Here is a 24,388-nt window from a genome sequence, read left to right as displayed (position 1 = left end):
AGAACAAAAAGCAACTGAGATGCCGGTTTGTCAACGATGCCGCGACTCATCTGTCAAACATGTCGCGACTCATGACATCTGGCGGAGGATGTGGGATTTGAACCCACGAGGGGCGTGAACCCCGCACGCGTTCCAGGCGTGTGACATAGGCCGCTAGTCGAATCCTCCGAGAAGAAACATTAGCAGCCGTGGCAATTATTTTACCAATCGCCAGGTCAGGGGATATTTTCGGCGATCTAAAGCCGTTTAGTATCGGATGGTCCTTGGGTCGCGCACCTGTGGGCGGTGGTGACCCGTGCGGGCGGAGTCCCATTTGGCTAAACCGGCGCTCGGGCGTTAAAGTATGGGGCAGGATTCCGCGTGGCGTCCATCCTCTGAACTCCCCCAGGGCAGGAATGCAGCAAGGGTCAGGAGGCTCTGGCGGGTGCGCGGGGTCCCCTTTTTGTATGGCGTGCGTTACTATTGGGGGCTAAAAGTCGCCCTATACATGGAAGGTAGACATACGCATGTCGCTTCTTACTTTGGAATCGTCCGAACTCGCGGAGCTCGCCGCCCAGGTCCGTAAGGACTACGAGGACCTTAAGGCTAAGGGCCTGAAATTGGACCTGACCCGCGGCAAGCCAGCGAAGGCGCAGCTAGACCTCTCCAATGATCTCCTTGCTCTGCCCGGCTTGGGCAATTACACCGATGCGGCCGGAAACGACCTGCGTAACTACGGCAACCAAAAGGGCATCAAGGAACTGCGCGACATCTGGGGCAAGCTGACCAACATGGACCCCGAGCTGCTCGTAGCTGCAGACTCCTCCTCGCTGAACATCATGTTTGACCTGATTTCTTGGGCATTCCTCTTCGGCACCAATGATTCCGCACAGCCGTGGAGCAAGGAAGAAAAACTCAAGTGGATCTGCCCAGTGCCGGGCTACGACCGCCACTTTGCCATCACGGAGCAATTCGGCTTCGAGCTGGTCACGGTGCCGATGGAGGAGGATGGGCCGGATGTAGAGGCCGTCGAAAAGCTGGTGGCGGATCCGGCGGTCAAGGGCATGTGGGTAGTGCCGATGTTCGCTAACCCCACCGGCGCCGTGATTTCTGAAGACAAGGCCCGCCGTCTCGCCCGCATGCAGGCCGGCGCGCCGGATTTCCGCATCGTGTGGGATAACGCCTACGCAGTGCATACCTTGACGGAAGAATTCCCGGAAATCCTGCCGATTCTGGATATCGCCGCGGAAGAAGGCAACCCGAACCGCTTCTGGGCCATGTCTTCCACCTCGAAGATCACCTTCGCGGGCGCAGGCGTGGGTTTCTTCGGCACCTCGGAGGATAACCTCGAGTGGTACCTGGAGCACGCCGGCATCCGCGGCATCGGCCCGAATAAGATCAACCAGCTGGCGCACCACGAGTTCTTTGGCTCTGCCGAGGGTGTGCGCGCGGTAATGCGCCGCCACGCCGCGCTGATTAAGCCCAAGTTCGATGCCGTGCTGCGCATCTTGGACAAGCGCCTCGGCGAGTACGAGGTGGCGCAGTGGACCACCCCGAAGGGCGGCTACTTCATCTCCCTCGACGTCGTCGACGGCACCGCTAACCGCGTCTGGGAGCTCGCGCGCGATGCCGGCATCCTGCTCACCCAGGCCGGATCCGCCTTCCCGTATGGCCAGGACGACAATGACCGCAATATTCGCCTCGCCCCAACCCTGCCGCCGCAGGAAGAGGTCGAGGCGGCGATGGACGGCGTCGCTACCTGTGTGCTGCTTGCCGCCGTGGAGAAGCTGGGGGCCTAATATCAACGCCGACGAGTCTGCCCTGTGGCTGAGCGAGATTATCCCGGCTCCGCTGGAGTTCCGCTACGTCGATGAGCGCCGGCTAGGCCTTGCCTCGCTTGCCGACGCCCAATCGCTCGCCCTCACCACCACCTTCAACGCCACCGACACCGGCCTGCAGAGCCAGGACGACGGCACCGATGTGCGCTGTGAGCTGTTGACGGTGGCGCGCACCGGACAGCCCGAGGTGGCCGCCGCCATCAACGCTGCGGCTGACACCTTCGAAAAGGCCGGCGGCCTGCTGCCGGCGCAGCCGGGCGTGATGCTGCCGTCCATCCTCGACGTCCCAGATATCACCGTGCACCACGGCCTGTTCATCGCCCCGTACCTGTGGGGCGGGCAGACCCCGCAGTTTCGCGAGGAGGGCCGCCTGACCCTCATCTTGCAGCTGCTCATGCTGACGGATTCGGAATATGCGTTTGGGGTAGAAGAGGGCGTCGGCAAGCTGCAAGGAGCGGTGGCCGAGCAGGGCATTGACCTGCTGGACTGGTCGCGCGAGGGTTAGCCGGTAAACTGGCTAACCGTGGCTTTATACCGGAAATATCGTCCAGCAACGTTCGCGGAGGTCGTGGGCCAAGAGCAGGTCACCACGCCGCTATCCGCAGCCCTTGACGCAGGGCGCATCAACCACGCCTACCTCTTTTCCGGCCCGCGCGGCTGCGGCAAGACCTCCTCGGCGCGGATTATGGCCCGCTCGCTCAACTGCGAGCACGGGCCGACCTCGACGCCGTGCGGCAAATGCGATTCCTGCGTCTCCCTCGCCCCCGGCGGCCCCGGCAACCTGGACGTGACGGAGCTCGACGCCGCCTCGCACAACGGCGTGGAGGACATGCGCGAGCTGCGCGACCGCGCCTACTACGCGCCGGCCGAATCGCGCTACCGCATCTTCATCATTGACGAGGCGCATATGATCTCGCCCTCCGGTGCGAACGCGCTGCTCAAGGTGGTGGAGGAGCCGCCCGAGCACGTCATTTTCATCTTCGCGACCACGGAGCCGGAGAAAATCATCGGCACCATTCGCTCGCGTACCCACCACTATCCCTTCCGCCTGCTGACCCCGCCGGCCATGAAGGGCCTGCTGCAGCGCACCGTTGCGGCCGAAGGCGTGCATGTCGAAGACGCCGTGTACCCCATGGTCATTGAGGCGGGCGGCGGTTCCCCGCGCGATACTTTGTCTCTGCTGGACCAGCTGCTGGCCGGCGCCGGGCCCGATGGCCTGACCTATGACCTTGCCCGGCCGCTTTTGGGTGTCACCGATGTCTCGCTGCTTGACGACGCCATCGAAACCCTCGCCAACCAAGACAAACCCGGCCTCTTCGCGATGGTCGACCACGTCATCGAGGCCGGCCACGACCCGCGCCGCTTCGCCGTCGATTTGCTTGACCGTTTGCGCGATTTGATGATTCTGCAGGCGGTCCCCGGCGCCATCGACGCCGGCCTCGTCTCCGCGCCCACCGACCGCGCTTCCGTGCTCACCGCCCAAGCGCAGCGTTTTTCCGGACCGCAGCTGACTTACCTGGCCTCCACGGTCAACGACCGCATCAGCGACCTGACTGGTGCGACTTCACCGCGCCTGCTGCTAGAAATCATGTGCGCGCATCTGCTTATCGGGTCCACCGGTCCGGTTGCTGCCGCGCCTGCATCCGCAGCGGCTCCCGCTCCCGCCCCCGCCCCTGCTGCCAACGCTGCCGCTGTCTCGCCCGCGCCGGCTGGCCCTGCGACCCCGGGCGGTGCTCCCGCGGCCAACTCTGCCGTCGCCGGTGCCCAAGACCCCCAGTCCGCCGCTGCTGCCATCATCGCTCGCCGCCGCGCCAAGTCCCAGGAGCAGCAGGCTTCTGCCCCTTCTCCTGCTCCAACCTCTGCACCGACCGCCCAGCCGCAGGCCCCGTCCCAACCGGAATCGCAACCGGATGCGCAGCCGCAGGCGCAATCCGAGCAGCCGGCCGCCGAGGCGCAAAGCACGCAGAGGCCGCAGGGCCAAGAGCCGCAACCGCAGCAGCAAGAGGCTGGGGACCCGTGGCAGCGTGAGCGGCAAATCCCGCAGGCAAAGGTGCCCGAGCAACAATCGGCGCAGTCGGCGCAGAGCGAGGCACCGCACTCAGCGCCGGCTCAGGAGAAGCATCGCGAGCCACTGGAGAAGCCCGTGCCGGCCCGCGCGGAGGAAACAGCGCCGGAAGCCGCGGCGCAGCCCGCACCGGAACCTGCCCCGCAAACGCAGGCGGCGGAGGAACCGGACGGCGACTTCGCAGAGGCCGTGAGGGAGAAATGGGTGGCGTTGAGGGGGAGCGTCGGCAAGCGGAATAAGGTGGCCGAAATCATGCTGGCCGAAGCCCGCGTGCTTGGCTTCCGCGATGGCACCCTGACGCTGGGACATACCACCGGCGCGCTGGCCGAGCGCATCAATGCGCCCGCCAATAATGCCGTCATCGTGGAGGTGCTCAAGGAGGAGTTCCAGCGCGATGTGGCCGTCAACTGCGTGGTGGGTACCGACCCGAAGACCGCCGGTTTCGATGCGCCGCGGCCGCCGCAGCGCAAGGAAGCGTGGACCCCCAATCAGCCGGCGCGCGAGCCTGCCGACGACCAGGAGGCGGAGAGTAAAACGGAAAGCGCGCCCGGGTGGCGCTCGCGCATCGCACGGGCGACGCAGGCTGCCAAGCAACGCGATGAATCGCAGTTCAGCAATGGCGTGCCGCTGCCGCCCGAGCCTGAGCCGGACTTTGCCGCTCCGCCGGAGGAACCGCCGGCCTACACCCGCGACGACGAAGAACGCGACATGATGGAGGCCGCGCAGTCGACCGGCGAGATGGATCATCGCAGCGCTACCGAGGTAGCTATGGAGCTGCTGGAGCGCGAGCTGGGCGCGCGGCGTGCCTAACTGGCAAGCACGGTACACTCGGGCGGTAGCGAAATTTACAGTTGATTTAGAAAGGAAACGACATGGCTGACCAAGACCCAATGCAGCAGGCAAATGACATGAACGACCTCATCGCGCAGGCCGCGCAGGTGCAGGCGGATCTGCAGAAGGCGCAGGAAGAAATCCTCGCCACCAACGTCGAGGGCCAGGCAGGCAACGGCCTGGTTAAGGTGACCATGACCGGCGGCGCCGAGCTCGTGGACCTGCAGATCGATAAGTCCGTCGTGGACCCGGAGGACGTCGATACCCTGCAGGACCTGGTCATGGGCGCGTTCAAGGAAGCGCACGCTGCGGCCGGCCGCCTGGCACAGGAGAAGATTGGCCCGCTGTCCCAAGGCATGGGCGGCCAGGGCGGCCCGTCTTTTGAGGATGTCTTCGGCGGCAACCAGTAGCCCGCGCGATACGATAAAAGGCCGTTGCCCCGCGTTGGGGCTGCGGCCTTTTAGCTGATTTTGGGAGTAATTGATGTTTGAAGGACCTCTGCAAGACCTCATCGACGAGTTTTCGCGCCTGCCGGGCATCGGCCCGAAGTCGGCGCAGCGCATCGCGTTTCACGTTTTGCACATGGAGCCCGAGGACATCGAGCGACTACAAAACGCGCTGGGCGCGGTGCGCGATGGCGTGACCTTTTGCCGCATCTGCTGCAATATTTCCCGCGAGGATGTCTGCCGCATCTGCATTAACTCGCAGCGCGACGCCTCGACCATATGCGTGGTCGAGGAGCCGAAGGATATCCAGGTCATCGAGCGCACCGGCGAGTATGAGGGCCGCTACCACGTCTTGGGTGGCGCGCTGGACCCGCTGGCGAATGTAGGCCCGCGCGATTTGAATATTTCCACGCTGCTGCAGCGCCTGGGTGGCGTGCTGCCGGACCGCGAGCTGGCGGATTCCACCCCTGAAGCCCCGCTTTACGACGCCACCCCCACCATCCACGAAGTCATCCTCGCCACCGACCCCAATACCGAGGGCGAGGCCACCGCCGCATACTTGGTGCGGTTGCTGCGTGACTTCCCTGATTTGAAGATCACCAGATTGGCCTCCGGCATGCCGCTCGGAGGCGATTTGGAGTTCGTGGACGAGCTCACCTTGTCCCGCGCGCTCTCTGGCCGCCTGACCATTTAGCACGTTGGCGCCCCAGCCAGTGGCACGCGTGCGTGCCCGGGCGTGCGCGGGTGAGCGCGGGCTAGGGCACGGCAGCCGTGGGACCGTTTCGTGCGCGGCCGGTGAACACCGGCGGTCCGTGTGCTCTGCTGGCCTTCCCGTCATCCGCGCTGGTGGGCGGGAGCCAGGCGATTCGGCCGTTGACGCGCGCCATCCGTCCGCGACCCGGCAGCCCGTTGATGGAGTTGTGATACGGGCAGAGCAAGGCCATGTTTTCGGGGTGGGTGAGGCCGCCGCGGGAGTATTCGATGAGGTGGTGGGCTTGGCATTCGGAGGCGGGGCGTCGGCAAGCGGGCCAGGCGCAGCGGGCGCCTTCAGCCTCGAGCATGCGACGCTGCTTCGCGGAGGCCTGCCGGGTGCGGTAAAGGTTGACGGGGCCGCGCTCGGGGTGGATGAGCGTGAAAAGGCCGGCGCCGGCAAGGGTACGGCGGACGAGTTCGGTGCCGGTGATGGTCGCGCCGTTGGTGAGAGCGAGGCGGACGTCGTCGCCGTCGCCGGCCAAGATCTTCAGGTAATCCGGCAGCTCGATGATGACATTGGTGGTTACGGTCGCGGGCGCGGCGGCGCGGGAACCGGTGAGCCAAGCCAGCGGGTCGGATTTGGCGGCGGCCCAAATATCGGCCATCTGCGCGGCGGGGCCGGTGAAACTCAGGGTGGTTTTCTCGCCGTGCATGATGCGGCGGCCGCCGTCTTCGCGCTCGGGCGGCGGGTTGATTTCGCGCAACAGCCGAGTCGCCGCGCGCGAGACCTGCGCGGTGGTTCCGGCGGTGGCGCATAGCTTCTCGCGAAATTGCCAGCGCTTGGTGGGGTCAGAAATGCCGCGCGAGCGGCGGGCGATGAGCGCGAGGGTCTCCAGGCTGTGTTGGTTGCGGCGCGCGGCGGCTAGGGCGCGGGATTGGTAGCGCGAGTGGCTGGTGGGGGAGAGGAAGGCCGCGGCGGTGCGGCGCAGGGTGCGCGCTTGATCCGCGGGCAGGGGCAGGCTGGAGGCGGCATGGGCTTCTTCGAGAAGGTCCACGCCGCGCTTAGCGATGTCGCCCAGCTGCTCCAATAACGTCATGCCCCGCAGCCTATGGGCGGGGGCAGGCGGCTACAAGGGCAGGCGGCCGAGCCTGTGGATAACTCGGGGGTTCTGGGGCTGCTGGGCGAAGTTATCCACAGGTTTTGGCCTATCTTTGGGAGCGCGGGGGCTCAGAGGCGTTGAAACGTTCGACGCGCAGGCGGTCGACGGCCGGAATCTCAAGCGGCTCCAGATCCGCGAGGGCCACGCCCATCGCTTGGGAGAGGAGGAGATCGGCCAGCTGCGGGTTTCGGGCCAGCGCCGGGCCGTGCATATAGGTGGCGATGACGCTGCCTTGGACGGCGCCTTCGTAGGTGCGCTGGGCGGAGCCGTCGCTGAGATCGGCGGTGGCGGCCTGGTCGGCATTGCCATTGCCGCGGGTGAGCGTGCCGAGCGGCTGCGCAGAGGGGCCGAGGATGGTGGCACCTAGGTGGTTTTCAAAGCCGGTCAGCGGTTCGGTGAGGTCCGCGGTGACTCCGGCGCGGGTGGGCTCGGAGGCCACCTCGCCGATGGCGCGGTCCTGCATGCCGGCCGTGGTGGCGTCGAGCAGCCCGACGCCGTCGATAATGCGGCCGGAGGCGCGGAAGGATTCGCCGAGGACTTGCAGGCCCGCGCAAATGGCAAAGACGGGGCGGCCGGCGTTAGCGGCGCGGGTAAGGCCGCCATCGGAAATCAGGTGGTCTGCGGCCAGGATCTGCGCGGTATCTTCGCCGCCGCCGAGGGTGTAGATATCCAGCGTCTCGGGCACGGGCTCGCCCAAGCGGATGGGGTGAATCTCCGCCTTGAAGCCGCGCATGCGGGCGCGCTGGCGCAGGACGAGGGCGTTGCCGTCGTCGCCGTAGGTACCGAGGACGTCGGGAAGCACTAGGCCGATATTAAGCATTGGTGGCCTCCTTGGAAAGCGCCTTCTTCAAATCGCGGAAGGCGGTGTAGTTGGCGAGGACCTCGATGCGGCCCTCCGGGCAGGCGGCGAGCGCATCCATCGGATCCGGGATGAGCTCGTGGGAAATATCGGCGTAAACCAGGCGCACGGCCAGGTCGGTGCCGCGCTCGCCGGCGGCCTTGACGCTTAAGCCATTGAAGCCTTCGAATTTCACGTCCCAGAGCCAGGACATGTCGATGCCATCGGCCACCTGGCCATTGGTGGCGATGACCAGGCCATCGGCGCTGCGGTCCACCATGGACAGGGCTTCTTGCCAGCCGGCCGGGTTCTTAGCCAGCAGCAGGCGAATCTCGCGGCCCTTCCAGTGGATAGTGGAGTAGCGGCCGGCAACGTCATCGATGCTCTCGGCGGCCGCAATGGCCTTATCTAGGTCAACACCGAAGCCGGCTACGGCCGCGGCGATGGCCTGGGCGGCGTTGCCACGATTGGCGCGGCCGGGCAGTGCCAAGTTCAGCGGGCGCTTGGCGGTGGGGGTGATAATGCCATGCTTATCGACGCCCCAGGTAGGCTGCGGCCGGCGGAATTCGCGGCCGTCGGCAAGCGGCTTAACGGCATACCAGTCATCCTCGGTGCGCACGACGTGCCCGCCGGTGCGCGGGCAGGTGACGGAATCGCCGAGCCAGCCGGCTCCGGCCGAGACCCAAATGACATTCTTGGCGTCATAGGCTACGGAGGTCATGAGCACGTCGTCGCAGTTGGCGATGACGAGCATGTCCGGGTGAGCCTCCACGGCGCCGCGCAGCGCGCGCTCAATCTTGTTGATTTCGCCCACGCGGTCCAGCTGGTCGCGGGTGAGATTAAGCAGAACCAGAACCTGCGGGTTGAGGCTATCGGCCACGTGGGGCACGTGGAGCTCGTCCACCTCGAGCACGAGGTGGGAGGCGTCTTTGCCGGCCATGAGCGCGGAGATGATGCCGGCGTCCATGTTATCGCCGCCGTCGTTGGTGGCTACGGTGTGCTCGGCGCGAACCGCGGCGGCCAGCATGCGGGTGGTGGTGGACTTGCCGTTGGTGCCGGTAACCAGCACAGCTGGGCGCCCACCGCCCAGGTTGGTCATGATGGAAGGGTCAATGGCATTGGCGATTAGACCACCGATCATTCCGCCGGCGCCACGGCCGGTGGCGCGGGAAGCGGTGGTGGCCAGCTTCGCGGCGGTGGTGGCGGTGGTGGTGCGTAACTTCTTTAACGCACCCGGGACTCTAAAACTCATGTCCCCTAGGGTAGTCGGGCGGGCGGCTTAGTCGTTCTTTTTCCCCGCCGAGCCGCCAGAATTTCGGCGGCCTCTGCCACGACCGCCGCGGCCGCCGCGGCGCCGGCGACGCTTATGGTTCTTGCCACCGCCCTTTTTGTTGTTCTGAGACGAGCGGTGGGCCCGCGGCGCTGGCTTAGTGGATTCGGGTTCGGGCTCGGCGTCTTCGATGCGCGTGAGAGCATCAAGAAAGGCGGCGTCCGACATCAGCGGGATGCCTTTGCGGTGGGCGTGCATGGGTTTGCCCACCAAGTCCGTGGTGACATTGCAGACCACCAGCGAGGACTCGCGGGTAAGCTTCTCGGAATAATTGAGCTCTTCGCGCATGAGCGCGGCGATGATGGTGTCTGGGTCCTCGAGGATTTCCGGTGCGACCACGATTTCCATGCCGCGGCGCAGCTCCTTGCCCGGTTCGTATTTGCCGGGGTTGTGGTGCTGGACGGGGGCCTCGGCGGCGTCGACGCGCACGTGGGAGCGTTGCAGGCCGAAGCGATCGGCGCGCACGTCTTCGGGCGCATAGCTGCGCACCGTGCCGCCTTCTTGCTTGCGGTAGAGCGCGATAAGCAGCTCGGTGTCCTCGCGCGAAGTTTCCGTCTCGGGGCGGGCGGCTCGCTCCACCGAGGCCTGCGGCGTGGCATCTAGGCCGCTCTGCTTGGCGACGCCCCCCAGCCGCACATCATTTGCCCGCACCTGCTGCGCATAGGCGGTGGCCAAGGTATCGATAATGCGGACAGGCGTGGGGACGTGTCCGACCTTTTGGCGGCGTCGGCGGCCCTTGTTGCGGCCACGGTTGCGCGCACGGTTTTGGCGCGCGGCGGCCATCATGGCGCGGCGGGCCTCGGCGACGAGAAAGCCCCAGGTATAGGGGAGATCGTGGACGATGAGCGTGCGGCCGACGATAAGCTTGTCCAGCGATTTAAGGATCTTGCCAAAAGCCGGTGCCTGCTCAATATCGGTGGTGCTCAGCCCGTGGAGGTGGCGCGGGCCGGCGTCGATATCGGGCTTGAGGACGGCGTGGAAGAGCTGGCCTTGTTCGCCGGCGTCGTTGAAAGCAATGGCGTCGATAGTCACGATGCGCCCGGTGGAGGGATGGATGCCGGTGGTCTGCAGGGTGAGCGCTACGTAGGGGTAGTCGGCTGCATCGGTGGATGAGTCGGCCTGCTGCGGCTGCTGCGGCTTCTTGTTAGCCGCTTCCGGCGTGGCAGGCCGCTCGTGACGGGCAGGTGGGTGCGGCTTCGGCTTCGGTTTTGGCTTGGGCTTTGCGGCGTCTGGTTCACCGGACGGCCGCACCGCGCGGCGCGGCCGAGTGCGTCGCTGTTCTGCGCCCGGTTTGGGCGTTGTGGACCTGGCCGCGTGGCGCGAAGCCACCGTCGCGGGCGACGGCGCTGGGGCCGACGCCGGCGTGTGCTGCGGGGAGGGGCCAGGTGTGTTGTTCATTAAACTCAGTGTAGTATCCCGCATTTCGTGCAGGGGGACAGGGCGCGCCGCTTAATTTTCGGCGACGATGACGATGACCTTCGGCGGGGTCGTTGGTTCCTCGGGCTCCTCAGGTCGCCCGGGTTCCTCCGGCTCTGCGGGCTCTGCTGGCTCTGCCGGTTTCTCCGGTCCATCCGGTGCGCTGCGGTACGTCCTAGGCAGTGCCGGTTCGAGCTCTACGGTGATCTCTGGTTCGGGGGTGGGGTCGATTTCTGAGCCAGGGATCGTCGTCGTAGGAGCAGTAATCTCCGGTTCTGGCGTTGGCTCGAGCTCGGAACCTGGGATCGTGGTTTCCGGCGCCGGCTCAGGCTCGGACGCCGAGGTCAGCAACGGAGACGTCGTCGTCGGCGCGGTCGACTCCGAGGACTGTGGTTCCGAGGACGCAGGCTTTGAAGATTCGGGCTCGGGCTGTGCCGAAGTGGACGTAGAGGACGCAGAGGTAGGCGTAGACGGGTCTGCAGCCTGGGTCGGCTCAGACGTTGGCTCGCTCGTGGCAGAACTGGTGGCGGAGCTGGAAGGCTCTGTGGTCTGCTTTTCCGTCGAGGCTGCGGTGGTGGTTTCAGCCGTCGTTTTCTCGGAAGTTGTCTTTTCCGAGGTAGACGTGCTTGAGGTCGGCAGGTCGGACGGCTCGGCAGACGAGGATGCCGCAGAGGACGGCTCCGCAGATGTCGTGCTCTTTGTGGACTCCGTGGTCTGGGAAGGCTCTGCAGACTGGGAGGACGAGGAGGTTGCGGTCGGTGCCTTGGCTGCTACCTGGGGTGCGAGTGCAGAGCTGGAGGATGGCGTCGAGGCAGGCGTGGTCCGAGACGGTGCCGGTGCCGGTGCCGGGGCAGAGGCGACGTCATTGGCTGCGGCCATGGCGGCAGCAGCCGCGGCGGAGGCGGCACGGGAAATTGCCTGGGAATCCTCGCCGTGGTGGCCACGTCGGTTGTCGGAGGCAGGGGCGTGGGTCTGGGCACGGTCAGCGTGAGGAGAGTGCGGCGCGCTGGGCTTTTTCGTGGTCTGCGAAGGGTAGGTGTGGTGGTGCGGTGTTGGAGAGGAGGGGGCGTCGGCAAGCGGGGGCTGAGTCGAGGTACCGCTGGTGGGGTTGGCATCGTGGATGCGCGGCGTGGCGGGGTGCGCGGGGCGCTTGGGACCATTGCCGTCGAAGTAGTAAGAATAGTTGCCTTCCGGAGCAGGAGCGGTGGAAGGCGCGTTGGTGTCCGAAAGGGCTTCGTCGTCGCTCAGCAGGTTGGTGGCCACGGTGGCACCGCCACCAACGAGCACGGCGACGCCGGCTGCGGCCAGCAGGTTCGAGGTCACAGCACCGGAAGCACCAGCAGCACCGGCAGCAGAGGTGACGCTGAAACCGCTGGTTGCGGAAGCGCCGGCGGTAGTGGCGCCGGCAGTAGTGCTGCCGGGAACAGCGGGTGCGGCCTGTGCGCGGGCTGCGGTGGCCGCGGACATGATGGCGGCGCCACCGGCGACAACGCCCAAAACTAGGCCGACGTGGTGCTTATTGGCGGCGTTGTGCGCGTAGATGGTCAGCGCGGGGCGGTCATCGGCGTTGTAGTGGAAGTAGCCGTGGGCAATGGCCAGGCGGCCGGATTTGGTGCAGTCGAGCACGGCGGGGGCAATCTCGCGGGCGGCGTCTCGCGGGAGGGAGCCTAAGAAGGTGCTATTGACATAGACATCAACGGTATTTCGACGCAGGAAACCGCGGGTGTGCAAAGAGACGAGATAGTGCTCGTCGGTTTGCGGAAAGCCGGTGACGTCCTTGGAAAATTCCGTTAATGTGGCGGCGCTCTCGCCGGGCAGCATGGTCCAGCGCTGCGCCGGCGGGTTATTGGCGGGGATGCACAGGTGCGGTGCCGGCAGGAACAGGTTGAGCGTGGGCCATTCTTCGCCGGAGGCGTCCGTCATGCTCACATGGGCGGTGGCGTGCGGGTGCAGGCCGGCGCTGAGAATCCAGTCAAAGAGGGCGTAGGCCTGGGAGTCGGCGGCGCTGAGGTGACCCACAAGCGAGTCATCGATCCGAACCGCGAAGCCTTCCTGGGCGGTGCGGGGACCGAGTTCCGCGGAGAAATAACCGCCTTCCGCGGCGGTGGACTCGAGCAATTCGCTGAAAACTTCTGGCGAAACATCCCCGACGGGCAGATTATGGATCACGCCAAAACCGTGGTCGGGGACCACGTAGCTGGCGGAATCCAGCGAAGTCATTGGGGCCTTTCTATCCAGGACAGTAGTAACACTGTATTTTAGGCACTGACTTGGGCCATTTCCAATTTCCCTGCCGGTGAATAAGGGGCGTTGTCCTGAGCAAAAGTTTCTACAGGATAAAAATGAGTACGGCGATAAGCGCTGCAATTACCAGCAGGGCAATGAGGGCAGGCCACCACTGGCGGCGCGGTGCGGAGTCATCGACGTTGACGGCGCGGAAGCTCGTGGTTTCGAAGGTTTCGGTGGCGGCGGGGGAGGTAGGGGTGGCGTCGGCAAGCGAGGCTTCCTTTGAATCCGGCAGCGGCGCACCCGCATAGATACTGAGTACCCGGCCGGTGCTGCGCGGCGCATGGTAGGCGTGGGCCAGGGTTGTGCCCTGCTTGGCGATGTCCACCCCTTCCAACCGCCCCACCCACTGCGGGCCCAGGTAGGCATCGGTGCCGGAACCGGTGGTGCTGGGTGAAAGCGTCACCAATACGTGCATGCGGGCCTGGGCGGGAATATCCAGATCCGCGGGCAGGTCGGTGATATTGATGGGCGGGGCATAGCCCAGCATTGTCCACGGGCCCGCTGGCGGATTATTCGCCGGCAGGCAAAGGCCCGGCCGGGGCAGCAGCAGTGACAGTGAGCCATCGGGCTGCGGCGCGGCGGTGGCTGCAGGGGTGAGCCCGGCGCGAAATAGTAGATCTATTTCGGGATACTCGGCGCGGTCGGCACTGGTGATGTGCCCGATGGGGGAGGCGGTGCGCACCTCCAAGCCACCGTCCTGACGGGGCGCCAGGGTGACGGTGAATTCCTCGTTTTCCTTCGTCTGCGCACCATAGATGGGCAGGGCCTGCACGGCGCCCAAGCCGCGGTGCGGAATGAGGTAGGTAGAAGAAGGCATACCCACCCTTCTACCACGCCGAGGCGCGGCGCTGGTGTGTAGCACCGGCGGCTGGGCTTAGGCCAAGGCGCGGTTGACGGCGGAGTTAATCGCGTTGATGGAAGCCCGCGTGGTGGAGCCGGCGATGCCTGCTCCCCAGACCTTGTTCTGGTTGACGTCGGCAGCGATATAGCAGGCGGCCTCGGCGTCGTCACCGGCGGAGCGGGACTGCTGGGAGTATTCCATGACCTCGAAGTCGATGCCTAGGGATTCCAGCGCGTTGGCATACGCCGCGATGGGGCCGTTGCCTGTGCCGGAGACGGTGGACTTTTTCCCGCGGAAGGCCACCGTGGCGGTCACGGCGACGTCACCGTCAGCGGCCGGGGAGTTGTCCATGTGGAAGGCCTCCACGGCCAGCGGGGTCTCGCGGTCCAGGAATTCTGTGGCGAAGATGTCCCACATATTCTTGGAATTGACCTCGCCGCCCTCGGAGTCGGTGATTTCTTGTACCACGGTGGAAAATTCTGCTTGCATGGCGCGCGGCATATTGATGCCGTGGTCGGTCTTCATGATGTAGGCAACGCCGCCCTTGCCGGACTGGGAGTTGACGCGGATGACCGCCTGGTAGTCGCGGCCCAAGTCTTTGGGATCGATGGGCAGGTAGGGAACCTCCCAGGTGGTCTCGCGCAGTTCTTCCCACGAGACCTCGGTATTGTTCGCGCCGGGGCGGATGGTGGCCGCCAGCGCATCCAAGCCCTTGTTGATGGCGTCTTGGTGGGATCCGGAAAAAGCGGTAAAGACCAACTCGCCGCCATAGGGGTGGCGCTCCGGCACGCGCAGCTGGTTGCAGTATTCAACGGTTTCGCGAATCTGCGGCAGATCAGAAAAATCGATCTGCGGGTCCACGCCCTGGGTGAGCATGTTCAGGCCCAAAGTGACGAGATCGACGTTGCCGGTGCGCTCGCCGTTGCCAAACAGGCAGCCCTCGATGCGGTCCGCGCCGGCCATAAAGCCCAGCTCGGCGGCGGCGATTCCCTCGCCGCGGTCATTGTGCGGGTGCAGGGAGAGCACGATGTCTTCGCGGCGGGCCAGGTTGCGGTGCATCCATTCGATGGAATCGGCGTAGACATTGGGTGAGATCATCTCCACGGTGGAGGGCAGGTTGATGATCATTGGGTTATCCGGGCAGGGATCCATGATCTCTACTACTTCATCGCAGACTTCGCGGGCGAAGTCTAGCTCGGTGCCGGTGAAGGATTCGGGGGAGTACTCCCAGCGCCACGTGGTGTCTGGGTAGTCCGCGGCGATGGATTTGATGAGGGCGGCGGCGTCGGTAGCCAGCTTCTTAATGGCGGGCTTGTCCTTGCGGAAGACCACACGGCGCTGCAGCTTCGAGGTGGAGTTATAGAAGTGCACGATGACGTTCTTGGCGCCCTCGCAGGCCTCAAAGGTGCGGCGGATCAGGTGTGCGCGGGCTTGGACTAGTACCTGGATGGTGACGTCATCGGGAATTTTATTGCCCTCGATGATTTCGCGGACGAAGTTGAAATCCGTTTGGGAGGCGGACGGGAAGCCGACCTCGATTTCCTTGTAGCCCATCTTGACCAGCAGGTCGAACATGCGGTGCTTGCGCTCTGGGCTCATGGGATCAATCAGCGCTTGGTTGCCATCGCGCAGATCCACCGCGCACCACTGTGGGGCGTGCGTGATTTTCTTGCTGGGCCACGTGCGGTCCGGCAGGTCGATGTCTTCCACCTCGACGGCGAAGGGCTGGTAGCGCTCGTGGGGCATGGCCGAGCCGCGCTGCTTATTCCACGCCGGCTGGCCTTCGCGGCGTGGGCCCTTAGGGGTGGTGATATCGCGAGGGGCGCTGATAAAAGAGTCAGTGGGGGACATGGTGGTGCGGTTTCCTTGTCTGTGGTGTCTGTGGGAGACGGCCAGCTGGGCTTGGGTAGCCGGACTCCGCGACGGGGCGCTGGCCAGTACTTAGGCCGAAATCCCGCCGCGGCAGATAAGGAGTAGGTCAATCCGCTGTGTCATATCGGTCACACTACAGGCTCTCTCACTATGTGGCAAGAGATTTCATTCAATGAGACGCGGCGGCGGTGCGGTACTATGCCTTTCGTGTCTACAGCCCGCCATGCCGCATCCAACTCGCCATCCTTACTGCGCTCTTTGTGGGCGCCTGCCGCGCTCGTTGCGCTCATTGGAGCCGCGGTGCGCGTGGGCCTGCTCGCGGCGGTGGCCGCCGTGCAGGACGATAAGCTCTGGGGCCTGCTTAATAAGTGGGACGCCAAGCACTACGTAGAAATCGCCCGCGGCGGGTACTTCGGTGCGGATATCTCTACGGATGGACCGGTCCACGAGACGACCATGGCCTTCTTTCCGGGCTTTCCTTTCCTCGTGCGTGCGATAAGCGGCATCCTGGGAACCGGCGAGGCCGGCACCGCTATTGCGCTTAACGTGCTCTTTAGCATCGCGCTGGCCGCCGGTGTGATGGCCTTGGCCGCGCAGATGGGCATGGGCAAGTGGGCCCAAGTGCTCAGTGCTGTAGTGGTAACCAGCGCGCCGATGTCCATCGTGTTTTCCATGCCGTATACCGAGGCGCTCTTTGGGGCACTGGCCATCTGGGCGGTAGTGGCGCTGGTGGGCGAGCGCTGGTGGGCCGCCGCGGCGTATATCTTTGTGGCCGGGCTCGTGCGCCTTACCGCGGTGGACCTCGTTGCGGTCTTTGGGCTTATGGTGCTGCTGCGGGCCCGAAAGGACTGGCGAGCCTGGGCCGCGGTGGCGTTTTCCATCGTGCCGCTGGTGGGCTATTTGTGGTGGTCGAGCAGCCACTTAAAAGATGTTGGCGGTTACTTTGGCATCCAGAAGGAACATTGGAATTCCGGCTTTGATGGCGGCAAAGCCACGGTGGTGTGGCTGTGGGAGACGCTCACTGGGGCCACCAATGGCGGCTACTTGCTCAGTGCCGGCGTAATGATCGCTGCTCCGGTATGCCTGGTGCTAGCGTGGCACCGCCTGCCGTTGGTGGCCTGGTTATTTTCCGCCGTCCTCATGGCCAATGTGCTGCTTTCTGATGGCATCATGCACTCGCGGCCCCGGCTGCTCCTGCCGGCAGTGATCGTGTTGTTGCCGTGGGTGAAAAAGGGGGCTTCGGCAAGCGTGGCGGTTATTGCCTGGGCCCTGTTTGGCGCGTGGTTTTCGGCCTATATGCTTGGCGTTTTTGAGTGGGCCATCTAGCCGCGCTGGCTCACCGGGCTGCGGGAGAGCACGATGGTGGATAGCACCATGACGGTCAGGGCGATGAGCATAATTGCCCAACCGACGGCTGTATCGATGAGGAATTTCTCTCCCAGAACCATGTAACCCAAACCAAAGGCCACGATGGGCTCAAAGATGGTCATGGCCGGCAGGGAATGGGCCAGGGGACCGGCGTTAAAGGAATATTGCTGTACCACCGTGCCCGTGAGTGCGAGGCCGATGAGGCCGTAGAACTGCCAGCTCGCCAATAGGGTGGTGAGCCCTTCGTGGGTGAAAATATCCACCACGGCCTTAGAGAGCAGGGCGACGAAGCCATAAATAACGCCGCAGGCCGTGCCCAATGCCAAGGGGCGCTGATCCGGTAGCTTTGCGGCCGCCGCGCCGAGGATTGCGAGGGTGGCCAACCCCACGAGGAGCGCCGGCCACCAATCGCTCCATTCTGGGCGGGGATTGCCGGCAACTGGTCGGCCGTAGATGACCATGATGCCCACCGCGATGGTCAGCGCAATGGACCAGAAAACCTCGTGGAAGGGCATCTTGCGGCCGGAGTACCACGCCGATAGCGGCAGGGTAAACATCAAGGACAGCACCAAGATGGGCTGGACGACCAGCAAGGTGCCGAAGCCGAGCGCGATAACCTGCAGGCCATAGGCGCCAATCGCAGCCGCGGTGCCAACCCACCACAAGGGGTTAGACATGGCGGCGCGCATGACCGAATCATCGGCGTCGAGGGCAATGCGGTGGCGGATGACCGTGCCCCAAGCAACCGTCAGCGCGGATGCGAGCGCGAAAAAGATGGCAAGGAGGTTGCTTAACACCCGCTCAACGGTAGTAAAGATTCCTGTTATATGCATATTCTTCGCTGTATGGCGCGCGTTTTTCTCCATGGGGGGCGGCCGGCGCATGGCGCGCTTTACGCTCGGGGCGTGTGAATAAAAAGCAAGCATTGTCTAGGAATTATGATGAGGACTAGACCCCTGCGGGGTAGCATGGGTATTTGACTAATGACCGACAGGTATTTCTGGCGGTGTGCGGACGCGCGCGCCAAAGGTGCCTTAAAAGACGAAAGGCGGCATCCTTACCGTGGCCCTGATCGTGCAAAAATATGGCGGCTCATCCCTCGAATCCGCAGACCGCATTCGCGCCGTTGCGGAGCGCATCGTGGCCACCAAGAAGCAGGGCAACGACGTCGTCGTGGTGTGCTCCGCCATGGGCGATACCACCGATGAGCTGCTCGACCTTGCCGCCCAGGTCAACCCCGTGCCACCACGGCGCGAAATGGACATGCTCCTGACCGCGGGCGAGCGCATCTCCAATGCGCTGGTGGCTATGGCCGTGGAATCCTTGGGTGCCCATGCCCAGTCCTTTACCGGCTCCCAGGCCGGTGTGCTCACCACCGAGCGCCACGGCAATGCCCGCATCGTGGACGTTACCCCAGGCCGCCTGACCGAAGCGCTGGATGAGGGCAAGATCTGCATCGTCGCCGGATTCCAGGGAGTTAATAAGGAATCGCGCGATGTCACCACGCTGGGCCGCGGCGGTTCCGATACCACCGCGGTGGCGCTGGCGGCCGCGCTGAATGCGGACGTGTGCGAGATTTATTCCGATGTCGATGGCGTGTATACCGCAGACCCGCGCATCGTCCCAGACGCGCAGAAGCTAGAGAAGCTCTCCTTCGAGGAGATGCTGGAGATGGCCGCGGTAGGTTCCAAGATTTTGGTTCTGCGCAGCGTGGAGTACGCCCGCGCGTTCAATGTACCCTTGCGAGTTCGCTCGTCTTATTCAAATGACCCCGGCACCCTAGTGACCGGATCGATGGAGGATATTCCTGTGGAAGAAGCAGTGCTAACTGGTGTAGCAACCGATAAGTCCGAGGCAAAGGTCACCGTCCTTGGAATCCCGGACCGCCCCGGGGAGGCAGCGAAGGTTTTCCGTGTCATTGCCGATGCTGAGATCAATATTGACATGGTCTTGCAAAACGTCTCCTCCCTGGAGGATGGCACCACCGATATCACCTTCACCTGCCCGCGTGCCGACGGCCCACGCGCCATGGAACTGTTGACCAAGCTGAAGTCCGAGGGCGGCTGGGCCAATGTGCTTTACGACGACCAGGTGGGCAAGGTTTCCCTCGTCGGCGCCGGCATGAAGTCCCACCCGGGCGTGACCGCCGAGTTTACCGAGGCCCTGCGCGACGTCGATGTCAATATGGAGCTCATCTCCACCTCCGAAATCCGCATCTCCGTGCTCACCCGCGAGGCTGACCTGGATAAGGCGGCTCGTGCGCTGCACGATAAGTTCCAGCTTGGCGGCGAAGAAGAAGCCACGGTTTATGCTGGAACCGGACGTTAAATACTCAAAAGCAACTACAGAGGATTTTTAAGTTATGACCACTGTTGCAGTCGTAGGCGCTACCGGCCAGGTCGGCCGCGTTATGCGCTCCATCTTGGAAGAACGCAATTTCCCGGCGGATAAAGTGCGCTTTTTTGCCTCGTCTCGCTCCGCCGGCACCGAGCTGGAATTCCGCGGCGAGCAGATTACCGTAGAAGACCTCGCTGAGGTCACCGAGCAATCCGTTGCCGACGTCGATATTGCTTTATTCTCTGCCGGCGGCTCCACTTCTAAGCAGTGGGCGCCGGTATTCGCCGCGGCCGGTGCGACCGTGGTGGATAATTCCTCGGCCTACCGCAAGGACCCAGAGGTTCCCCTCATCGTTTCCGAGGTCAACCCCGAGGCAGCCAAGAATACCCCGAAGGGCATCATCGCGAACCCGAACTGCACCACCATGGCTGCCATGCCAGTGCTGAAGGTCCTCCACGATGCCGCTGGCCTGAATAAGCTCCACGTGTCCTCCTACCAGGCGGTGTCTGGTTCCGGTCTGGCCGGCGTGCAGACTTTGGCCGCGCAGGTCTATTCCGTCGGTGAGCACAATGTGGGCTTGGTCCACGACGGCTCCGCGCTTAATGACGAAGACTTTGGCCCGTACGTGGCACCTATCGCCTATAACGCCCTGCCGATGGCCGGAAACCTCGTTGATGATGGATCCCTGGAGACCGACGAGGAACAAAAGCTGCGCAACGAATCCCGCAAGATCCTGGACATTCCGGAGCTGAAGGTGGCGGGCACCTGCGTGCGCATCCCGGTCTTCACCGGCCACACCCTGACCATTCACGCCGAGTTCGATAAGCCCATCACCCCAGAGCAGGCCACCGAGCTTTTGGGTGGCGCTCCGGGCGTTACGCTTGCCGACGTCCCCACTCCGCTCGCCGCCACCGGCATCGACGAGTCCTTGGTCGGCCGCATTCGCCAAGACCAGACGGTGGACGATAACAAGGGTCTCGTGCTCGTTGTCGCCGGCGATAACCTGCGCAAGGGCGCTGCTCTCAACACCATCCAGATTGCAGAGCTGCTCGTTTAAGCAAGCGCCGCTTCGCCGCCTGACGTACTAGAAAACTCGGCGCCCTCCTTCCCTTGCTATGGGGAAAGGAGGGCGCCGAGCTTTTGGCTTATCAGCCGTGGACGAGGGAGCTAGTCCTCAGAAACCGGCTTGGCGGTGCCAGTGCCGGAGTCAGCACCAGTACCCTTCTTGCCAAAGTCGAGGTCGCTAGTGGACGACGGAACCTCCGGCTTGGTGTGCTGCACGTAGGTCACGGACGGCTCCGGATCTTCGCGGTCATACTCAATATCCTCATCATTTTCGAGCTCCTCGTGGATCTCTTCTGCGATATTGGTGACAAACTCGGTGGTTTCCATATTGGACGCTGCAGCCAGCTTGCGCAGCTCGCGCTCGTTCTTCTTGGTAAAGCGCTTGCGCGGGTCCAGGCGGCGGGACACCAGCTCGTGTGCACGCATGCGGCGGTCGGACTCATCTGAGAGCTTGCTGCCGTTCTTGATGCGGTTGAAGACCATCACCACGATCATCAGCAGTCCGAGGTAGCCCAGGATCGGGTAGACGTTGCTGACCAAGGCCTGGAAGCCCACGAAGGACAAGATGAAGCCGATGATGCAGGCGCCGGCATAAACCGGGTAGAAGCGCTTGGGGTTATTGCGGGTCAAGCGCTTGCCCAGCGCGTAGAACATACCGATGGCGGTATTAAAGACCATGCCGTAAATGACAAAGGTCATCAGCACGCCAAGTACCGGGTGGATGCCGGAAATCAGGCTCAGGACCGGCAGATCCTGGCCGTTGACGTCCTTAGCCTCGAAGAACAGGGCGAAGACCAAAAGTGCCAACAGAATTAGGTAGAGCAGGCCGCCGATGAGGCCACCGATGCCGACTGCACGGTTATCCAGGAAGTTACCGCCAATAACGATGGACATGGATACTGCCGTCATCACGTTCAGACCGGTGTAGTTCAGTGCGGCTAGCCACCAATTAGGCAGCGAGGTATCAACATTGTTGACCGCCCAGTCATTCATGGCGGAGAAATCAACGTCTGCATTCAAGATGGTATAGCCGGTGGCAAGCACCACAAAGATGATGATGAATGGGGTGATGGTACCGATGACCGCGGTTACGCGGTCGACATCCATCAGGCCGACGATCAGCACCAAAATCAGCATGGCAGTTGCGCCCACCCACACGGGGATGGAGGGGAACTGCTGATTGATATTCGAACCGCCGCCGGCAAACATTACGAAGCCGATGGCGAACAAGGTCACCAGGGTAGACCAGTCCAAGATCTTGGCGGTAAATGGCGATGCGACCTTGTCGTAGACAGCGGTGTGCTCCTCGGCTTGGAAATACGAGCCGAGCTGCAGGATGGAGATGCCGGTGATCATCATCAAACCAGCGGCTAGGGCGATACCCCACAGGCCCCAGTTACCAAAGGCCACAAAGTACTGCATGGCCTCCTGGCCGGAGGCGAAGCCTGCGCCCACGACGACGCCGATAAACGCCATGGAAATTCCGATTGCGCGTTTTAACATGAAAGGGAGAAACTCTCTTACTCACACGCGCCGGGCCCGGCATTGGTATCGCGCGGGCCCGGATCGACGGTCGATTTATCACGTGTGTACACATCTAATAAACCACACATCGGACAGATATTTCGGGCAAGAATCGCCGCAACTGTGGTCTCGTTCACCCCGGCCGTAGCACGCAAAGTGCAGCTAAGTGCCAAATTTTGGGACCCGTGGGGCGAAAGGTAACCAGAGCGTAACAATTTGGGAGTGAAATTAACTCCGCCATCACAGGGGACTATTTGGGGGTATTAACCTGTCCCCGCGATGAGATCCTTGCGGGCACGAGCCACGCGGGAGCGGATGGTGCCCACGCGCACGCCGGCAATCTTGGCCGCCTCCTCATAGGTATAGCCCAGTACCTGGGTAAGAATGAGGGCTTCGCGGCGGTCGGCCGGGAGGGCGTCGATAAGCGTACGGGCGTCGATCCACTCGCTCCACGCCGCGGATTCTTCCGGCGCCGCGCCCATCGCATCCTCGTACTCCGTGGCAGACTTCCGCGGCCGGGCCATATCGTGGCGAATATTATCCACCCACACGCGCCGGGCCAGAGAGAGCAGCCACGTGCGCGCGGAGGAACGGGCGGCGAAACGCGGCAGGGCGCTGATGACACGCAGATAGGTCTCCTGGGTGAGATCGTCAGCACCCTCGGGTCCGCCCAGGTGCGCCAGCAAGCGCCACACATCATCCTGGGTGGCTTTGATAAACTCCGTCAGCGCCGCGCGGTCGCCGCGACCGGCCCGAAGGGCGAGGTCGGTGACGCGGGCGTCGTCTGCTGCGGAGTGGTGAGTCACCTGAATGAATCTACCAGCCCCCATTACGCTCTTTTGCGAGCCCTGACAACCGTGCAAAGTTTTGCCACACTGGAGTGAACTGACCCCGAATTGCCAGGAGGCATAAATGACTGATTTCACCGCTGATGACATCCTGAATAAGGGCCAGCGCCCCGCTGGCAAGGGAAATACCACCCGCCCCTCGGGCCAGCCGGTGCCGTCCGAGAATACCTCGGTGACCGCCGGCCAGCAGGGCCCGGTGGCGCTCAATGATATCCACCTCATTGAAAAGCTCGCGCACTTCAACCGCGAGCGCGTGCCGGAGCGCACGCCGCACGCTAAGGGTCACGGTGCCTTTGGTGAGCTGCACATTACTGAAGACGTTTCTGCATATACCAAGGCTAAGGTCTTCCAAAAGGGCACCGTTACCCCGATGATGGGCCGTTTTTCTACCGTCGCCGGCGAGCAGGGTTCTCCGGACACTTGGCGCGATGTGCACGGCTTTGCTCTGCGCTTTTATACCGAAGATGGCAATCTCGACATCGTGGGCAATAACACCCCGGTCTTCTTTGTCCGCGATGGTCTGAAGTTCCCAGACTTCATCCACTCCCAGAAGCGCCTGGGCACCAATGGCCTGCGCGATGCCGATATGCAGTGGGATTTCTGGACCCGCAACCCAGAATCCGCCCACCAGGTCACCTACCTCATGGGCGATCGCGGTACCCCGAAGTCCACCCGCCACCAGAATGGCTATGGTTCCCACACCTTCCAGTGGGTTAATGAACAGGGCGAGGCCTTCTGGGTGAAGTACCACTTCAAGACCCGCCAGGGTGTAGAGAACTTCACCGATGAAGAAGCCACCACCACCGCCGGCCAGAACCCGGATTGTCACCGCGAGGATCTTTATAACGCCATCGAGGAGGGCAACTACCCGGTCTGGGACGTCAAGGTGCAGATCATGCCGCTGGATGAAGCGGAGAATTACCGCTTTAACCCCTTCGACCTGACCAAGGTCTGGTCCAAGAAGGACTATCCGCTGCACGATGTGGGCTACTTTGTGCTCAACCGCAACCCGCGCAACTTCTTCGCGCAGATTGAGCAGGTGGCGCTCGACCCGTCGAATATTGTGCCCGGCGTTGGCCTGTCTCCGGATAAAATGCTGCAGGCTCGCGTCTTTGCTTACGCTGACCAGCAGCGTTACCGCATTGGCCCGAATTACCAGCAGCTGCCGGTCAACCAGCCACAGAACGTGGACGAGGTCAACACCTACCAGCACGAGGGCAGCATGCAGTACCACTTCAATGCTCCGGAGGATCCGGTCTACTCGCCCAACCGCTATGAGAAGGGTACGGGCGTGCTTGATGACGCCGCCGTAAACGACCGCTCCCAGCTCGAGACCACCACCGCGGCGGAGCTCTACATCAATCCGGAGTCCTACGGCAGCGACTTGGTGCGTGCGCCGTATGTTCGTCACGCTGAGGACGACGACTTTGTCCAAGCTCGCGACCTGTACGAGAATGTCTACGATGATGCCGCCAAGGAGCGCCTGGTCACCAATATCACCAACGCGATGGCCGGTGTATCCGAGGAGACCGAGGAGCGCGTCTACGAATACTGGACCAACGTGCACCCAGCACTGGGCCAGCGCGTGCGCGAGGTCTACGCCGAGAAGAAGTAACCCTTCCCCGGCAGGGCCTGTACGCTAACGACG

The 24,388-nt window shown here is 63.5% G+C and carries 19 protein-coding genes, 1 tRNA gene and 1 other RNA gene; 10 read left to right on the top strand and 11 right to left on the bottom strand.

The features are described 5' to 3' along the window. Nucleotides 1–79: 79 nt before the first annotated feature. Nucleotides 80–168: transfer RNA gene (locus QP971_RS05155), tRNA-Ser, on the bottom strand. A gap of 179 nt (nucleotides 169–347) precedes the next feature. On the opposite strand from QP971_RS05155, the gene ffs reads away from it, so the two are divergent. The 6 genes from ffs to recR all read left to right on the top strand — a co-directional run bounded on the left by ffs (nucleotide 348) and on the right by recR (nucleotide 5,853). After that, an RNA gene (ffs, locus tag QP971_RS05150) (signal recognition particle sRNA small type) lies at nucleotides 348–446 on the top strand. A 60-nt stretch (nucleotides 447–506) separates the two neighbouring features. Continuing rightward, nucleotides 507–1,778, top strand: a complete 1,272-nt coding sequence (locus QP971_RS05145; protein WP_284811021.1) for an aspartate aminotransferase type Ic — start codon at nucleotides 507–509, stop codon at nucleotides 1,776–1,778. Continuing rightward, nucleotides 1,741–2,322, top strand: a complete 582-nt coding sequence (locus QP971_RS05140; RefSeq protein ID WP_284811020.1) for a hypothetical protein — start codon at nucleotides 1,741–1,743, stop codon at nucleotides 2,320–2,322. The genes QP971_RS05145 and QP971_RS05140 overlap by 38 nt, the downstream gene beginning before the upstream one ends. An 18-nt stretch (nucleotides 2,323–2,340) precedes the next feature. After that, nucleotides 2,341–4,692, top strand: coding sequence for a DNA polymerase III subunit gamma and tau (locus QP971_RS05135; RefSeq protein ID WP_284811019.1), 2,352 nt, complete (start codon nucleotides 2,341–2,343; stop codon nucleotides 4,690–4,692). A 62-nt stretch (nucleotides 4,693–4,754) separates the two neighbouring features. Next, nucleotides 4,755–5,123 carry a YbaB/EbfC family nucleoid-associated protein gene (locus QP971_RS05130; protein WP_005327377.1) on the top strand — a complete coding sequence of 123 codons (369 nt, stop codon included), beginning with the start codon at nucleotides 4,755–4,757 and terminating at the stop codon, nucleotides 5,121–5,123. Between the two features lie 73 nt (nucleotides 5,124–5,196). Beyond that, on the top strand, nucleotides 5,197–5,853 hold the full coding sequence (gene recR / locus QP971_RS05125) for a recombination mediator RecR (RefSeq protein ID WP_005323161.1): 657 nt from the start codon (nucleotides 5,197–5,199) through the stop codon (nucleotides 5,851–5,853). A 61-nt stretch (nucleotides 5,854–5,914) separates the two neighbouring features. Here recR and QP971_RS05120 read toward each other — a convergent pair whose 3' ends face one another. From QP971_RS05120 to leuA, 7 genes are all read right to left on the bottom strand, one after another. After that, nucleotides 5,915–6,949, bottom strand: a complete 1,035-nt coding sequence (locus QP971_RS05120) for an HNH endonuclease signature motif containing protein (RefSeq protein WP_284791651.1) — start codon at nucleotides 6,947–6,949, stop codon at nucleotides 5,915–5,917. A gap of 109 nt (nucleotides 6,950–7,058) precedes the next feature. Continuing rightward, nucleotides 7,059–7,832, bottom strand: coding sequence for a type 1 glutamine amidotransferase (locus tag QP971_RS05115; RefSeq protein ID WP_284811018.1), 774 nt, complete (start codon nucleotides 7,830–7,832; stop codon nucleotides 7,059–7,061). After that, nucleotides 7,825–9,102: a Mur ligase family protein gene (locus QP971_RS05110; RefSeq protein WP_284811017.1), complete on the bottom strand. Its 1,278-nt coding sequence runs from the start codon at nucleotides 9,100–9,102 to the stop codon at nucleotides 7,825–7,827. The genes QP971_RS05115 and QP971_RS05110 overlap by 8 nt, the downstream gene beginning before the upstream one ends. A 27-nt stretch (nucleotides 9,103–9,129) precedes the next feature. Then, nucleotides 9,130–10,578 (bottom strand): DNA polymerase III subunit epsilon, encoded by a 1,449-nt coding sequence (locus tag QP971_RS05105; protein WP_284811016.1) that lies wholly within the window; start codon nucleotides 10,576–10,578, stop codon nucleotides 9,130–9,132. A 51-nt stretch (nucleotides 10,579–10,629) separates the two neighbouring features. Next, nucleotides 10,630–12,816: a superantigen-like protein SSL4 gene (locus QP971_RS05100; protein WP_284811015.1), complete on the bottom strand. Its 2,187-nt coding sequence runs from the start codon at nucleotides 12,814–12,816 to the stop codon at nucleotides 10,630–10,632. Between the two features lie 109 nt (nucleotides 12,817–12,925). After that, complete coding sequence (locus QP971_RS05095) at nucleotides 12,926–13,702, bottom strand: hypothetical protein (RefSeq protein WP_284811014.1); 777 nt, start codon at nucleotides 13,700–13,702, stop codon at nucleotides 12,926–12,928. A 57-nt stretch (nucleotides 13,703–13,759) separates the two neighbouring features. After that, nucleotides 13,760–15,577 (bottom strand): 2-isopropylmalate synthase, encoded by a 1,818-nt coding sequence (gene leuA / locus QP971_RS05090; protein WP_284811013.1) that lies wholly within the window; start codon nucleotides 15,575–15,577, stop codon nucleotides 13,760–13,762. A 219-nt stretch (nucleotides 15,578–15,796) separates the two neighbouring features. On the opposite strand from leuA, the gene QP971_RS05085 reads away from it, so the two are divergent. Then, on the top strand, nucleotides 15,797–16,924 hold the full coding sequence (locus tag QP971_RS05085) for a mannosyltransferase family protein (RefSeq protein ID WP_284811012.1): 1,128 nt from the start codon (nucleotides 15,797–15,799) through the stop codon (nucleotides 16,922–16,924). Here the strand turns inward: QP971_RS05085 and QP971_RS05080 are convergent. Next, nucleotides 16,921–17,799, bottom strand: coding sequence for a DMT family transporter (locus QP971_RS05080; RefSeq protein WP_005323152.1), 879 nt, complete (start codon nucleotides 17,797–17,799; stop codon nucleotides 16,921–16,923). The genes QP971_RS05085 and QP971_RS05080 overlap by 4 nt on opposite strands. A gap of 229 nt (nucleotides 17,800–18,028) precedes the next feature. Between QP971_RS05080 and QP971_RS05075 the strand changes: the two genes are divergently transcribed. Together QP971_RS05075 and QP971_RS05070 are read left to right on the top strand one after the other, a co-directional pair. Continuing rightward, nucleotides 18,029–19,294, top strand: a complete 1,266-nt coding sequence (locus QP971_RS05075) for an aspartate kinase (RefSeq protein ID WP_179387282.1) — start codon at nucleotides 18,029–18,031, stop codon at nucleotides 19,292–19,294. 34 nt (nucleotides 19,295–19,328) lie between these two features. Beyond that, nucleotides 19,329–20,360: an aspartate-semialdehyde dehydrogenase gene (locus tag QP971_RS05070; RefSeq protein WP_269953771.1), complete on the top strand. Its 1,032-nt coding sequence runs from the start codon at nucleotides 19,329–19,331 to the stop codon at nucleotides 20,358–20,360. 110 nt (nucleotides 20,361–20,470) lie between these two features. Here QP971_RS05070 and QP971_RS05065 read toward each other — a convergent pair whose 3' ends face one another. Together QP971_RS05065 and QP971_RS05060 are read right to left on the bottom strand one after the other, a co-directional pair. Further along, the gene (locus QP971_RS05065; RefSeq protein WP_284788546.1) at nucleotides 20,471–21,871 is read right to left on the bottom strand and encodes a YkvI family membrane protein; all 1,401 of its coding nucleotides are present in this window, start codon (nucleotides 21,869–21,871) and stop codon (nucleotides 20,471–20,473) included. A 284-nt stretch (nucleotides 21,872–22,155) separates the two neighbouring features. Beyond that, nucleotides 22,156–22,722 carry an RNA polymerase sigma factor gene (locus QP971_RS05060; RefSeq protein WP_269953769.1) on the bottom strand — a complete coding sequence of 189 codons (567 nt, stop codon included), beginning with the start codon at nucleotides 22,720–22,722 and terminating at the stop codon, nucleotides 22,156–22,158. An 82-nt stretch (nucleotides 22,723–22,804) separates the two neighbouring features. On the opposite strand from QP971_RS05060, the gene QP971_RS05055 reads away from it, so the two are divergent. Next, nucleotides 22,805–24,355, top strand: coding sequence for a catalase (locus QP971_RS05055; RefSeq protein ID WP_269953768.1), 1,551 nt, complete (start codon nucleotides 22,805–22,807; stop codon nucleotides 24,353–24,355). Nucleotides 24,356–24,388: the final 33 nt, after the last annotated feature.

Source organism: Corynebacterium marquesiae (assembly GCF_030229635.1).
Taxonomy (GTDB): Bacteria; Actinomycetota; Actinomycetes; order Mycobacteriales; family Mycobacteriaceae; genus Corynebacterium; species Corynebacterium marquesiae.
Note: the sequence above shows the minus strand (reverse complement) of the source record. Positions and strands in the feature narration are given on the sequence as shown.